The sequence below is a fragment of the Achromobacter deleyi genome (genome assembly GCF_013116765.2).
Lineage (GTDB): Bacteria > Pseudomonadota > Gammaproteobacteria > Burkholderiales > Burkholderiaceae_B > Achromobacter > Achromobacter deleyi_A.
The window spans coordinates 2,117,102-2,131,084 of record NZ_CP074375.1 but is presented as its reverse complement, the minus strand read 5'-3'; the positions used below and the strand labels follow the sequence as shown (position 1 = coordinate 2,131,084).

11 protein-coding genes and 1 pseudogene are annotated in these 13,983 nt (G+C 61.9%); 10 read left to right on the top strand and 2 right to left on the bottom strand.

Annotated elements, in window-relative coordinates:
* Nucleotides 1–3 precede the first annotated feature (3 nt).
* Together HLG70_RS09450 and HLG70_RS29740 are read left to right on the top strand one after the other, a co-directional pair.
* Nucleotides 4–234, top strand: a complete 231-nt coding sequence (locus HLG70_RS09450; protein ID WP_171662798.1) for a hypothetical protein — start codon at nucleotides 4–6, stop codon at nucleotides 232–234.
* 113 nt (nucleotides 235–347) lie between these two features.
* Nucleotides 348–599: pseudogene (locus tag HLG70_RS29740) on the top strand (rRNA methyltransferase); the annotation flags it as partial.
* Between the two features lie 276 nt (nucleotides 600–875).
* On the opposite strand, the gene HLG70_RS09445 reads toward HLG70_RS29740, so the two are convergent.
* Entirely contained in the window at nucleotides 876–1,769 is an 894-nt protein-coding gene (locus HLG70_RS09445; RefSeq protein WP_171662799.1) for a LysR family transcriptional regulator, read from the bottom strand.
* 108 nt (nucleotides 1,770–1,877) lie between these two features.
* Here HLG70_RS09445 and HLG70_RS09440 point away from each other — a divergent pair, with 108 nt between their 5' ends.
* The 5 genes from HLG70_RS09440 to HLG70_RS09420 are packed head-to-tail and all read left to right on the top strand — an operon-like array spanning nucleotide 1,878 to nucleotide 6,623.
* Nucleotides 1,878–3,242: an acyclic terpene utilization AtuA family protein gene (locus HLG70_RS09440; RefSeq protein ID WP_171662800.1), complete on the top strand. Its 1,365-nt coding sequence runs from the start codon at nucleotides 1,878–1,880 to the stop codon at nucleotides 3,240–3,242.
* Nucleotides 3,239–3,565 carry an AtuA-related protein gene (locus HLG70_RS09435; protein WP_171662801.1) on the top strand — a complete coding sequence of 109 codons (327 nt, stop codon included), beginning with the start codon at nucleotides 3,239–3,241 and terminating at the stop codon, nucleotides 3,563–3,565. The genes HLG70_RS09440 and HLG70_RS09435 overlap by 4 nt, the downstream gene beginning before the upstream one ends.
* A gap of 11 nt (nucleotides 3,566–3,576) precedes the next feature.
* Entirely contained in the window at nucleotides 3,577–4,494 is a 918-nt protein-coding gene (locus HLG70_RS09430) for an SMP-30/gluconolactonase/LRE family protein (protein WP_171662802.1), read from the top strand.
* Nucleotides 4,495–4,552: 58 nt separating this feature from the next.
* Nucleotides 4,553–5,524: a Bug family tripartite tricarboxylate transporter substrate binding protein gene (locus tag HLG70_RS09425; protein WP_171662803.1), complete on the top strand. Its 972-nt coding sequence runs from the start codon at nucleotides 4,553–4,555 to the stop codon at nucleotides 5,522–5,524.
* A 7-nt stretch (nucleotides 5,525–5,531) separates the two neighbouring features.
* A complete protein-coding gene (locus HLG70_RS09420) occupies nucleotides 5,532–6,623 on the top strand; it encodes an SDR family oxidoreductase (protein WP_171662804.1) in 1,092 nt (363 codons plus the stop codon).
* 70 nt (nucleotides 6,624–6,693) lie between these two features.
* Here the strand turns inward: HLG70_RS09420 and HLG70_RS09415 are convergent, their stop codons facing one another.
* On the bottom strand, nucleotides 6,694–7,080 hold the full coding sequence (locus HLG70_RS09415) for a hypothetical protein (protein ID WP_171662805.1): 387 nt from the start codon (nucleotides 7,078–7,080) through the stop codon (nucleotides 6,694–6,696).
* Between the two features lie 459 nt (nucleotides 7,081–7,539).
* On the opposite strand from HLG70_RS09415, the gene HLG70_RS09410 reads away from it, so the two are divergent.
* Genes HLG70_RS09410 through HLG70_RS09400 form a run of 3 tightly spaced genes read left to right on the top strand, consistent with a single transcriptional unit; the run spans nucleotide 7,540 to nucleotide 13,959 of the window.
* Entirely contained in the window at nucleotides 7,540–10,182 is a 2,643-nt protein-coding gene (locus HLG70_RS09410) for an ABC-three component system protein (RefSeq protein WP_171662806.1), read from the top strand.
* The gene (locus tag HLG70_RS09405; protein WP_171662807.1) at nucleotides 10,175–10,876 is read left to right on the top strand and encodes an ABC-three component system middle component 1; all 702 of its coding nucleotides are present in this window, start codon (nucleotides 10,175–10,177) and stop codon (nucleotides 10,874–10,876) included. Before HLG70_RS09410 ends, HLG70_RS09405 begins: the two co-directional genes overlap by 8 nt.
* Entirely contained in the window at nucleotides 10,873–13,959 is a 3,087-nt protein-coding gene (locus HLG70_RS09400; RefSeq protein ID WP_171662808.1) for an AAA family ATPase, read from the top strand. The genes HLG70_RS09405 and HLG70_RS09400 overlap by 4 nt, the downstream gene beginning before the upstream one ends.
* Nucleotides 13,960–13,983 lie beyond the last annotated feature (24 nt).

Below are 13,983 nucleotides of genomic sequence, written 5' to 3'. Positions count from 1 at the left end.
CTCTTGAAGACTTTCAAAGAAGGTAATCACTATGCGGAAGTTTACGGTGTGCTCATCTGCGGTCTGACCCGAGATCAGATTGCAGTGCGAGTTGCGGAGCTTGAAGCACACGGTATGTTTCTCGTAAGCAAGGATGAACTGGTGGAAGCGTTCGATCGTTTGAGATTTCCCCAAGACCCAGATCAATTGATTGACGAAGCAAAAGCTCAACTTTCGAGTCATCGCCCGGATTGAACAAATGTCTCTGTAAATCAAATCTTGAACTGTGCAATGTCCGCTCCTGGCCGATAAGAGACCATCTACACTTCAACACCCCGTTCCAGGGGGCAGGGTAAAGTTCGCCCCCCATGCGCTTCTCCGACTTCGACCAACGCCGCGCCGCGCTCGGCGCCTTGTCCGTCCATCGTGGCCGGGGCGTGCGCGTCTGGCTCAAAGGGCAAGCGCTGGACATGGGCACGCGACGGCGGAGCGCCGAGAACTTTCTGCCTCTGACGCTGCGCGACGCCGTGCCCGCCTTGACGGCGGAACTGGACGGCCTCGCCCGCGTCCGCTCCGAACACGCCGGCAACGACGGCTCGCGCTTGCTCGTCGAACTCGCCCGAGCGCATCCGCGAGATCGTCCGCTATCTGCACAGCCGTGGTGTGCTGACCAAGGTGAGGAATGGCGCAGGACAGGATGTGGACGGCGGCTGTGGCCAGTTGCGCGCTCGCGCCGTTGGCGCCGCGCAGGTGGTCGAACTGCGCCGCATGCGCACTGCAAAGGCGGAAGCCGCCCAGACCGGGACTATCCGCCCCTGGCCATGAGCAACCTTTTCGAGATCTCCGATCGCGACCCGTTGCCGCCGTTGAGGTTTCGTTGAGCGTCCTGCGCGATCCTAGCCAGGGTCCGTCCGCCGCAAGGTATCCAGGAAATGCAGCGCCGCCGCCGACAAGGAGCGCTGCTTCTTGAGCAATATGCCGATTTCGCGCGAAGCGATGGGCGAATGCAGGTCCAGGCTGCACAGGCGCGTGGCATCCATCAGGCGCAGGGCCAGCTGCGGCACCGCCGCGATGCCTACGCCGGCGGCCACCATCGCGCCCACCACCGAAATATTGTCGGACACGTAGTTCATCTCGGGCATCCGCCCCGAGGCGGCAAGTATCCGGTCGGTAACCTGGCGAATGCTGCTGGCCGGACCGCTCGCGATATAGGGACGGTCGGCGAAAACACTCCAGTCCACGCGCTTTTTGCGCGCCAGCGGATCGTCGATGGGGCAGATCAGCACGAACTTCTCCTGCAGCAGGGCAGAGAAGGTCACGCCAGCCGGCTGGTCGGGAATTTCGATGGATATGCCGATGTCGGCGTCGCCTTCCGACACGGCCTGCGTGATCTGGCGCGCAGAGACGGCGTGGATATTCAGCCGCACCTGGGGATGCGACTTCTGGAAGGCCCGCGCCGCCGTTGGCAACAAGGCGGAAGCGACCGAGGGCAGCGCCCAGACGTTGATGCTGCCGCGACGGCCCGCAATGAACTCCGACAGATCGCTGAGGGAATCGCGGAATTCCGACAGCATGCGCATCGCAATGGGCACCAGTTCCGCGCCGGCGGCGGTAAGCGCGACGCCGTGCTTGTCGCGGTCGAAGAGCCTGGCATCGAGCTTTTGTTCCGCGGCCTGCACCCGGCGGCTCAGGGCCGGCTGCGAAATATGCGCGCGTTCCGCGGCCATGCGGAAGTTGAGCGTCTCCGCCACCAACAGCACGGCTTCCAATTCGGAGATGGTCAGGGTCATGGTTTTCGTGATGCGTTTGGGTTATCACCAAGATATAAATATATCAATTTCCAGATCAGGAAAGTCGCACCATACTGGGCCGAACCGTAAGTACGGACGGAGACAGACATGAATGAACCGCGCAAGCGGCTACGCATCGGCGTTGGCGCCGGCATGGCCGATGACCGCATCGGCCCCGCCATGCCATTGCTGGAAAGCTGCGATATCGACTACCTGGTATGCGAGTGCCTGGCCGAGCGGACGATCGCGCGCGAAACGCTGTCGCGCAGGCACGACGGGGCTCACGGCTATAACCCGATGCTGCAGGAGCGCATGCGCGCCTTTCTGCCCTCCTGCCGGGAGAAGGGCGTGCGGCTGGTGTCCAACATGGGCGCGGCCAACCCGGCCGGCGCCGCCCAGGCCGCCCTGGACATCGGCCACGACATGGGGTGGGGCGACCTGAAATGCGCCGCCGTCGTCGGCGATGACGTCGCCGACCCAGTGCGCCAGCATCCGGAACTTCGATTGATGGACCGCGACCTGCCGCTGGAATCGATCCTGCCGCAGCTTGCCTCCGCGAATGCGTATCTGGGCGCCGATGTGGTCCGCGATGCGCTGGCCACCGGTGCGCACGTCGTGATGACCGGCCGAGTCGCGGATCCCTCGCTGTTTCTGGGCGTGGCCTTGCATCACCACGGTTGGAGCTACGACGACCTGCCCAGACTGGCGGCCGGCACCATCATGGGCCACCTGTTGGAATGCTCCGCCCAGATCACCGGCGGCTACTTCGCCGACCCCGGCAAGAAAGACGTTCCGCGATTGGCCGAGCTGGCGTATCCCTATGCCGATCTCTACAGCGACGGCGAGCTTTACATAGGCAAGCCCTCCGGCTCGGGCGGGCGCCTGGACCGCATGACCTGCGCCGAGCAGGCCCTGTACGAAATTCACGACCCCAGGGCCTATGTCACGCCCGATTGCGTACTGAATCTGGATGGCCTGCATTTCGAAGAACAGAACGCCGACCGGGTAGCCGTGCGCGGTATTCACGCCGCGCCACGCACCGACAGCTACAAGGTCGTGGTCGGTTACTTCGACGGCTGGATAGGCTCGGGAGAAGTCGCCTACGCAGGCGTGAACGCCATCGCCCGAGCCCGGCTGGCGGCCGACACCGTGAAGGAACGGTTCCGTCTCGATGGCGGCGTGGCCAGCGAAATCCAGGTCGACCTGATCGGCATCAGCAGCCTGCATGGCGACCATCCGCAAGCACTGGCCAGCCATCCCTACGAGGTTCGGCTGCGGGTCGCCGCGCGCTGCCCCGACAGAAAGAGCGCCCACCTGCTCGGCGACCACGTGCGGCAGCTGAACATGCAGGGCCCCTATGGCGCAGGCGGCCCGGTCAACCTGGGCGCCAAGGAGGTCATCGCCGTGGATTCCTTGCTGATCCCGCGCGATTGGGTCACCCCGGAAGTGATTACCTTGGGAGCTCGACCATGAGCATTCTGGTTTATGACCTGGCGCATGCGCGTGCCGGCGACAAGGGCAATACCTCCAGCATCGCCGTCATTGCTTACGACGACGACGGTTGGCAGGTGCTGCGCCAGACGCTTACCGCCGAATGCGTCGAACAGGCCTTTGCGCATCTGGGAGCAGGGAAGGTGCGTCGTTACGAGGTCGATAGCCTGAAGGCGCTGAATTTCGTAATCCCGAACGTGCTGTCCGGCGGCGTCACGCGCTCGCTGCGCCTGGATCCGCACGGCAAGTCGCTCAGCGCGCTGATGCTGGGAATCGAGCTTCCGGCCAATCAACCGCAATCCTGAAAGGACCCGCCATGTATCCTCCCGCTGAACCCATGGGCACCGAGGTATTCGCCCGGCTGCCCGAATCCCTGCACCTGACCGAACAGAGTTCGAGCTGGCTGGCCGCGCGCCACGTGAAGATGCACTCTTTTCTGGAGGGGCCTTCGTTCGATCGCGCCGGCAATCTGTGGTGCGTCGATCTGGCGCATGGGCGCATCCTGCGCGTGGACCCGGCAGGCAACTTTGAGGTCATCGTCAGCTACGAAGGCGAGCCCAACGGCCTGAAAATCCATCGGGACGGGCGCATCTTCGTTGCCGATCACCTGCACGGGCTGATGCTTCTGGATCCCGAAGCCCGCAGCATCCGGCCGTACCTGCAGCACGTGCAGCGCGAAGGACTGAAGGGCCTGAACGATCTGTTCTTCGCATCCAACGGCGACCTGTACTTCACCGATCAGGGTGAAAGCGCCCTGGAGAACCCGACCGGCCGCGTGTTCCGCCTGCGCGCCGACGGCAAGACCGTGGACCTCTTGATGGATGGCCTGGCCGGGCCCAACGGCCTAGTCATGAACAAAGCCGAGAATATGCTTTATGTGGCCATCACGCACGACAACGCGATCTATGCGCTGCGGCTGGAACCCAGTGGCCAGATGAAGAAAGCCAGCCGCTACATCCAGCTGTCCGGCAGCACCGCCGGGCCGGACGGCATGGCCATCGACAGCGCCGGCAACCTGGCGGTCGTCCATGCCCAGGCAGGCACCGTATGGCTGTTCAGCCCCTTGGGCGAACCCCTTTACCGCATCCGGTCCTGCGCAGGCATGCGCACCACCAATGTCGCATTCGGCGGCGAGGACATGCGCAGCTTGTATATCACCGAAGCGGAGCAGGGCGTCATCCTGCGCGCCCGCCTGCCGCATCCCGGCAAGCCGATGTACTCGCACAGAGATTGACCTGCATACCACGCACTCCATTCACGCAAAAAAACCACCGTACACCGGAGACAACATCATGATTCCCTTCCGATTGATTGCCGGGCTGGCGCTGAGCCTGGCCGCTGTTACCAGCGCACAGGCCGCCGATCCCTATCCCGCGCGCCCCATCCGCCTGATCGCCACCTTTGGCCCGGGCAGCTCCATCGACATCATTGCTCGCCTGGTCGCCAAGCCTTTGGGCGAGCAACTCGGCCAGCCGGTAATCGTCGAGAACAAGCCCGGCGCCGGCGGCGACCTGGGCACCGACCTCGTCGCCAAGTCCGCCAAGGATGGCTACACCATAGGCTTCGCCTCCGCCGGGCCGATCACGGTCAATCCCAATGCCCGCAGCAGGATGCCCTATGACCCGCTCAAAGACCTGACGCCCGTAGCCCTGGTGGCTACGGGTCCGAACGTCATCCTGGTCAACGCCTCGATCCCGGTGACGAACCTGAAGGAATTGATCGCCTACATCAAGGCCAATCCGAACAAGGTCAATTACGCCTCGGCGGGCGTCGGCACCAGCGGCCATATCGCAGGCGAGTTGTTCCAGCACCTGTCCAAGACCGAGATCCTGCACGTGCCCTACAAGGGCAATAGCGATGCCATCACCGACACCCTGGGCGGGCGCACCCAGATGGTCATCAGCGGCGTTCCGCCCATCCTGTCGTTCGTGAAGTCCGGCCAGCTACGCGCCCTGGCCGTGGCGGACACCAAACGCTCGCCACTGCTGCCGGACGTGCCCACCGTTGGCGAAGCCGGCCTGCCGGGCGCCGAAAGCGTCGCCTGGTACGGAATCGTGGCGCCCGCCGGTACGCCGCAGGCCATCCTGGATCGCCTCCACGACGAGATCGTCAAGGCGGTGAACAACCCTGAAACGCAAGAGAAGTTCGCCGGCCTGGGCATTGTTCCGACCTCGGACAGCCGCGAGGTCTTCGGCAAGCGCATGGCGGATGAGTACGTGCGCTTCAAGGAGCTGTTCAAGCAGATCAACCTTGTCATGGACTGAGGGAATCATGTCGCAAACCGTTATCGTCACCGGCGCCAGCGGGTTGGTGGGCTCCGCTGCCATCGACTCCTTCCTGAACGCCGGCTGGGAAGTCATCGCCGTCTCCCGGCGGCGTCCGGAAATCATCAGCCAACGGCCGTTCACCCATCTGCAGATAGACCTGCAGGACGCCGAGGCCTGCCGTCGGGCCTTCGAGTCCTTGCCGCAAGTCACGCATGTCTTCTATGCGGCCGTCTATGAAAAGCCCGGACTCATCGCGGGCTGGCAGGATCCGGAGCAGATGACCACCAACCTGAGCATGATCAGGAACGTGATCGAGCCGCTGACCCGCACTGGTGGGCTGCGCCATGTCACGGTGCTGCAGGGCACCAAGGCCTATGGCGTGCATCTGCACCCCATCCGCATTCCCGCGCGCGAGCGCCAGCCCCGGGACGACCATCCGAACTCGTACTGGTTCCAGGAAGACTACATCCGCGAAACAGCGGCGCGCTGCGGCTTCGGCTGGACGATCTTCCGTCCCACCATCGTGGTCGGCCCCAACGTGGGCGTGGCCATGAATACCGTGCCGGTCATCGGTGTCTATGCGGCGGTGTGCCGCGCCGAAGGCAAGCCGTTCGGTTATCCCGGGCACATTTCCTATCCGCGCGAAGCCGTGGATGTGCGCCTAATCGGCGATGCAGGCGTCTGGACCGCGGAGAATCCGCAATCCTGGAACGAACACTTCAACCTGACCAACGGCGAAGTCTTCAGTTGGCGCGACCTGTGGCCGTCGCTGGCGGAGTTCCTGCGCGTCGAACCGGGTCCGGACCAACCCGTCCGGCTGGCCGAGTATCTGCCTAGCCGGGCGAGTCTGTGGGACGAGATCGTCAAGCGGCATGGCTTGCGGCCCCTGACCGTGGCCCAGATCCTGGGCGAATCCCATTACTCCGCCGACGCCCGCTTCGGCTACGGCCTGAAAACGCCACCGCCGCCGGCTTTTGTCAGCACGGTGAAGATCAAGCAGGCGGGTTTCACGCAGACCTACGACACCGAGGCAAGCGTCAAGCACTGGCTGGAGGTGCTGATGGAGCGGAAGATCATTCCGTCCAGCAGGGACTAGGGGAGGGGGCTTGTGGAGTCGGTAGCGGTGGTTGCGGTGGGCCGTTACCGACCCGTTGTGGACCAAGGATTCACGCCGCTTTTGGCATCTGCCACGGAGCCGGCAATTCAGGGAAATGGCCCCAGTGCGACCATGGCGCGCTAACCTGGCCTGCGGGCCGCGAGGCTAGTCCCCATTCCGGAGGATCCGGAAAACCATGCCAGGTATTTTGGATCAGGATCAGATCTTCGCCCTCGAAGGTCGCGTAGAAGGCAATGTCATTCGAGACGAACCAGTCGCGGTTACGGCCGAAGATGCCTGACTGAGGCAAGTCGTTCCACGGAGCGCGCGTCCAGGGGAGTGGTTTCATAGCGCGTTCGTGAAAACCTAATTCCTGTGCGTCGACGGCCGCATCCTTCATGTCCCAGGGGTTCGGCTCCCATTCGGGAAGTACATCGTGTCGGCGATAGATGCTCATGGAAGGCGCAGTATATGGGGTGGAGGTCCGCTTCCGACCCAAAGCAGCCGCTCGCACTGCATTCCCAATGTCGGGTTTGCAGTGAAGGCCGCCGCTGGCCCGACAACAGCCAGCGAGCTGGCCCAATTCCGGTCATCAATCTCGCCGTAACTCGTATTGAACGAATGACCTGACTGGGGTGGCCTTCGGACCTCGCAGCTGTCGTCGCTCGATCAGCTAGAAAATCAGTTAATTCAATGACCGCTGCGGTCGGTGGCAAGTGCCGCTGCGCCGCCCCGCAGACCTTCAGACCGCCAGTTCCACCGTCCGAAGGAGCCGTCCACCGCTAGAACCCTGGCTCTCTAATCCCGCCAGCAAAGCAGGGCGCGGGCAAACAACACTTAGGCCGGCGTGTTTTTAGCAGGCCAAAGCGATGCGTAAGATTTGATAAAGTCTATTACAATTGGATCGCTTTGCCGTATGAGCCTAAGTGTCGCCTTCAGCGACCTTCCTCGACAACAAGCTCGCGGTCCGCAAGGGATAAAACGTGAATCGAACTACACAGCTGATGTTGTCCTGGCGCCAGGAGTCAAGTTTCAATCGTTATGGACTCGGTGTGTCATTGTGCTGACCCCTGAAGACGTGATTTCGGGAGCGGCAATCAACGGACATCCCGGCGCGTACGTCCTTGGGCTTGAGGACACCCGAATCACATTCTTCTCGCAGCAGGTCCGCGCGCTTGAACTCGCATACGCTTTGCAGCGTGAGCAATTCATCAGGGAGAACGCGCGCATCGCAGTGATCGGCGGCGGCGCTGCGGGCGTTACGTTTGCGGCGGCACTCGCATTGCAGGGAGGGGCGAACGTTCACCTGTTTGAGCAAGCAGATGATCTCTTGCCCCTGCAGGGTGCCGCCTCACGGCGGCGGATCGACCCGCACATCTACGAGTGGCCCAAGCCCTATGCGAGCCACGAACTCGCTCAACTTCCCATACTTGATTGGCGTTCAGGTTCGGCCGTGGAGGTACGCGCCGCAGTGCTGCGGGAGTTCGACCAGCTAAAAGCAGCTGTGGAGCAAAAGCCCACAATTCATTTGCGCCATACCGTGACGAGCGTTGTCCCAAGAGGCAGCGGCTTCCAGGTGCACTTCACACAAGACGCGCCCGCGTGCGGGCGCCAGGTAGGGGAGCACGAGTTCGACCTGGTGGTGCTCGCGATAGGCTTCGGGATCGAACTTCCCTCGCCTATACCCAATACACAAACCGAAAGCTACTGGCGCGATGCTGGCGTTCCCGCAGAGTCCATCGACGGGAACCCAGCGCCTACGTTCTTCGTAAGCGGAAACGGCGACGGTGGGTTGATCGATCTGATCGCGTCAGCAGAGCGAAGCTTTCGGCATGCAGAGATCGTGCTCGGTATTGCGCAACGAGGCAGTGTGCAGGCATTGAGAGAGCGGTTGCTGGCAATCGACACCAGAGCCCTCGCCGCCGAAGCAGCCGGAAATGGATTCGACTTTATCGCAGCCTACGACGCCGAGATTGGAGCGGAGGTCGCGCGACTTGGGCTGCTCGACGACCTACAAAGCCGCCTGAGGCCGGGTGTCCAGCTGTACTTTCAAACTCGGCAACCAGAGCTGCTGTCGATTCGAACCGCGCGACTCAACCGACTTGCCGTCTACTTGCTCAAAAAAGTTTGCGATCGCAACAATCCATCGAGCTTTAACCACATCGTTTGCGACGAGGTGACCTCGGTCAATTCGCTCGACACCGACAGACCACGCTCGCGACGTCTTCGATACGGCACAACTGAAGTGGTGGTCGATTGGGTGATCGCGCGCCGAGGACCAGACCGCAACAACATTCTCCAGCCCTTTTCGAACCTTCTGGCGGGCTATGAAGCGGACCACATGGCTTGGACCCGTCGCTTCCCTGAAGATAGCATCTCGCCGAAGTTGAGCGACGACACGCGCTCCCACTTTACACAGCATGCCACACGCGCGAAGCTGCCGCCGCCCAGCTACCGGCGCGATGAAGTTGCACAGGCCCTGCCGCGCAGCGGCATGCTGCAGTTGATCGATGGACAGGCCAGATGGAGCGGCGATGTGCTGCTGGCCGACGTTTCCTCACTATGGGCAGGAACGGGCTCCCGCTTTGACCTGACGGTCGTCGATCCCCCCACCGTACTGGGCCCTGGACTTTCGCAGGCCATCGCTCGATTGGCCATCCACGCAGCTGACCTGAACCTCCTCGTTGACGTAGCGAGATGGAAGCAGTTTGTCACCGCCTATTCTAGCGAGTCACTGAGCGCATCCGGCTTGCCAATGCCTCCCCTGAAAGCGCTAGGCGGGAACCCGTCGATCTTGAACGCAGTCGCGCTGCCGCCAGAGTACCTTGCGGCGCAGATCAATCAGGCGCTCGACAGTTGGCTGCTCAGTGCGTTGGATGCGCATTTGGCACGCTATATCGCGCAGGGCGAAGATCCTCAGAGAGCCATAACCTTTGTCGCAGCGGCTTGCCTTCGACAGCAGATGCAGCCGATCTGGCAGGACTGGCTGCTCCAGTTCCGGGCAGATCCAGCGCTGTTGTCGCGCTTTCTTGGCCTTGCGTCGTGCGCCAAGGATGATCCGGCGGCGGCTGCAGAAGCATCGACGCTCGCAGGGGCCCGACTTCTCCCGTCTCTCATTCGAACGTGCGCCGTCGCGCTCATGGTTGCGACCGCATGGCAGACGACGGCGCCGCACGGAGCTCGGCCAGGCAATCTGGCGCGGGTTTCAAACGGATCCCAACGGACGGGCCACGCATGCGCGGCCGGCTTTATCGATGGTGAAGACATGAGCGTCGAAGCGCAGGCGCACGCTTGGACGACCGAGTTCGTGTTGCTTCCCATGCAGAGCATCGCGCCCATATTGGCTGCGAGCGCCAACACATCTTTCGGTAGCTCTAGCATGATGCTTCTGGGTAGAGCTAAGGAAGCCGAAAAAATGGTGCTCGCCGTCGATCCGCAGTTCCGGTCGGCAGCCAAAGAAAGTGCCGCAGCACTTGGCGCCATGTTGGGCTCAATCGAACAGAAGCACTTTGCGCAGTTGCGCGCAGCAATCGAGGAAAAGGTGGAAGACAATGCGTGAAGCCACACCGTCGTCGCCAGCACAGGAAGTACTGGACGCGGGCGAGCGACTCCTCACCGAGAGAGCCACTCGTCTTGGCCTGGCATTTGAACCGAAACCTGGATTTGCCGGCCAGGCATTCTGTGGTGGGGACGGCACGCCTTCAGCGCGCATCGAATCAAGCGATCTGCCTAACCATGTCCGCGGGTATCAGGTCGGCCGCTATGCGGTCTTGCTGACACTCCTTGCTGAAGCGCCAGACCAGGCCGGCATCGGCGAAGTCGTCCGACGCGTGCGAAACCAATGTGTCGTTGCGAGATCCTTTCTCGCACCGGCAGCCGCGCTTGACCTGAACGCCATCATGATCGGGCCGCGCGGCAGCGAAGTTGACGACAGATGGAAGGCCCTGGCACGCATTGCAGAACGCGATGAGCGTGTGGCGCGCAAATTCGTCTGGCTGCGCCCGAGCGAACCCTGCGCGGACGAGCAGAGCTTCGATGACTTTACGAAGCGTAGCTTTCTCGCTCGCCCATGGAACACCAACGCGATCTTCTCTATGGCATCGCTGGACAATGTAAGTCGTGCGCTTGCGTTTGAAGGTCTCCCCTCCGACACAGCGGGAGAGTGGATCGAGTTGGCAAGCGACCCCGGAACTGAACCTGACGTTCTTGTCGAGCAACTAGTCGCCTCGTGGAAAAGGCAGAAGATATCGTGAGCAGGACCTTCCTCAAACACATCCACCTGAAGGACTTTAGGACCTTCGGCGAGTTCCAGCTGCCAATCGCACCCGGCCCTGGCCTCACCCTTCTCGTTGGGACGAACGGGCTGGGAAAGAGCAGCTTTTTCGACGGTATCGAATGGTGTCTTACAGGCATCGTCAGGCGGTTCGCGGGGTTCTCCGGCAAGTATCAGGAGTTCGACTACCTTACCCGTCGGGACGCTCAGGAACGGTCTCACCAAGTGAGTCTCACCTTTTGCGATGGCCCCCCGATCGTCCGAGGCGTGGGACAGACGCCTTCGGCGGCCGCGCTGCTCGAGCAGCTCAAGAGTTCGAGGTGGGACAACATCGATGACCTGGGGGCATATCTGGCTTTTACTCACTTCCTCGGGCAAGCCTCCCAGCAGCGCTTCACAAGCAGGGAAAAGAATGACCAATGGCAAGCCCTCAAGGGCCCCAGTGGGATAGACAGGCTCGAGTCGATCCGCACCAAGCTACGCGGGAGGCCCACCACATTCGCGTTTAATCGGAGAACGGACCACGAAACAGCCCTGGTAGATAAAGCTATCAGGGAGCTAGAAGCATGGCAGACCAACGTGGCGCGCTTGGCCGAACTAGGCGAACGTGCGGCCTCGATTGGCGCAGTCGACGAGGAATCCTTGGCCGTCCGCCTCGCCGCGATCGAAGCCAGTACGTCGGGCAGTATCGACGTGCCGATCAACTTCACGATGCGACTCAACGCTGCCCGCTCGGCCGTTTTAGCGGAACAACGACGCGTGTCGGTGGGTCGTCGCGAATTGGGCACCCTGACGACGTTGGTTGAACGCTTCACCGATGCATCGACGTCTATCCGGCTGGAAACCGAGCATCTGGCCCTTGCCACGGGAATCGTCACTACCGCGACCACGCACCTTAGTGAGACCATGCTCGCTGCGAGCCGAGCCGAACAAGCGGCTGCAGAGCAGGCAGGAGTACTAACCCAGATCGATTCGGAACTCAAACAGCATGTTCTAGCGCGGGCCGCCATTGGCGAGCTTGAAACACTTGTCACTGAGTGGCGTGCGGAAAAGGAGTCGGAGTCTGATCTGAGAGCCGAGCGCGACGCCCTCGCAACGGATCTCGCGAACGCGAAGCAGCAGTTGTCTGTAACTTTGGAAGCCAAGGCGACGCTGAACCGCTTGGACGCTCGTGACACTGTGCTGCAGGCTTGGGCCGCGCGTGCCGGAGCATTGAACGACATGGAGCGGTCCGCGCAGGACTTGCGCGACGCCGCCGACATGGCTAGCTCCACCGCAGATTTCGTGCGGGAATCGCTTTTCGAACTTCGAGAAACGCTGGATTCCGACCGCGAGGCTGAGCGTGATGCCGCTGCGCGGGTGGCGGCGAGGCGTCGGAGCGCATCCGAGCTTGCGGGGCTTTTGTCGGGCTTGATTACGCACATAGGACACGACGATACCCATTGCCCCGTGTGCGCGAGTACTTTCTCTGAGGGCGAACTGCACGCGCGTGCGCAGAAGGCGCTGAGCGCTCAGGACGTCATGCTGGCTGAAGACGTCCACGCGCTCGATGAACTGAGAATGAGCGCGCAAGCCGCAGCCAGCGCACTCGCTCTGGCTGAGAAGCAGATCGCGGACGCCGCGGTGGCTCTAACGGCAGCCAATGCCGCCGAGGCAACGCTCAATATTGAAAGTGCTTCGATTGCCGAAGGGTTGGGTACAAGTGTTGACAAGGATTTGGTATCAATCGCCGCCGAGCGATTGGCCGATGCCCGACGTACCCGCGATAATTTCCTCGCAGTTCGAGGAGATGCTCAATCCGACGTTGGCACGGCCCAAGGCCAGATTGAATCCATAGCCGGGGCACTGGCGTCCCTGGATGATCGGCTAGGCATTTCGATGCAACGTTTCGCGCGGCTTGAGGCCAGACGCAACGCCATTGAGGCGAGCCTGAGCAAGCATTCGAAACCTTGGGATATTTCAACGGCAGACGCTGAGATCGAAAGGACTCGTAAGCGCCTCGAAGTCGAGCGCGTGAAGCTTGAAAGCATGACCTCGGCTCGCGCTGCCGCCGCCAACGCGGAATCTGCCGCACGTGAACGACTGTCAGCAGCGAACGGAGAGAAATCTCGAGTCGCAGCGGCACTTCGCAATGCGGAGGTCAGTCGCGCTGCGGCTACCAGTGGCTGGTCGATGGCTGGCATGGCTGACGAGCCTGCGGCTGAATCGATAGACGCGCGCAGAAAGGCTTTAGAGGCGCTCGCAACCACTATGACCGAGCAGGAAGCGGAGATCGGTTTGATCGCCCAAAGCCATGAGGCGTACCTGGCGCAGGATGAGTTGCGAAGTCTGAGAGCCCAGATGGACTCACAAGGCGGTGCGGGTGCAGCCGACAACCCGGTCCCACGGGAGCAGGAACTCCAGGGGAGCCTCCAGGATGCACGCACCGCATTGCGGATGACTACAGAGACACGCGAAGCGCTGGTCGCGTACGGAGAGCAGCTCAGAGCGGAGGCAGAAAGCTTCTCGAATCAGTTCTTGCTGCCGCTCAATGAACTCATCGATTCGTTCAATCGCGCATTGCTCAGCACGCCCGGAGAAAGTGTGCAGTTCAACGCCGAGCACACGGTCGAAAGAACTTCGTTGGCGATGCAGCTACGCCATCCCGACGCCATAGAAGGCGCGCAGTACAAGACGACTCTGCCACCGCAGCTCGTGCTCAGCGAAGGTCAGATGGCTGCGAACGGTTTCAGCATCCTTTGCGCCGCGAGTACGGCTTACCGCTGGTCGCGCTGGCGCGCATTGCTGCTAGACGACCCGCTTCAGCACAACGACATCATCCATGCCGCAGCCTTCGTCGATGTCATGCGCAACCTCGTCGAGTTTGAAGACTACCAACTGATCATGTCCAGTCACAAGCGGGAAGAGGGCGAGTTCATCGCGCGCAAGTTCGATGCTGCCAATCTGCCTTGTACGGTTGTGGAGCTCGTCGGCGCGTCGAAAGACGGAGTGCGTGTCGCGCCTCCACGGCACAACGCTGCCGCCAGAAGGCTGCTTGTAGAGCCTCAACGGAACGTCGCCTAGGGATCGCCTTTTGCTTCGCTGGCA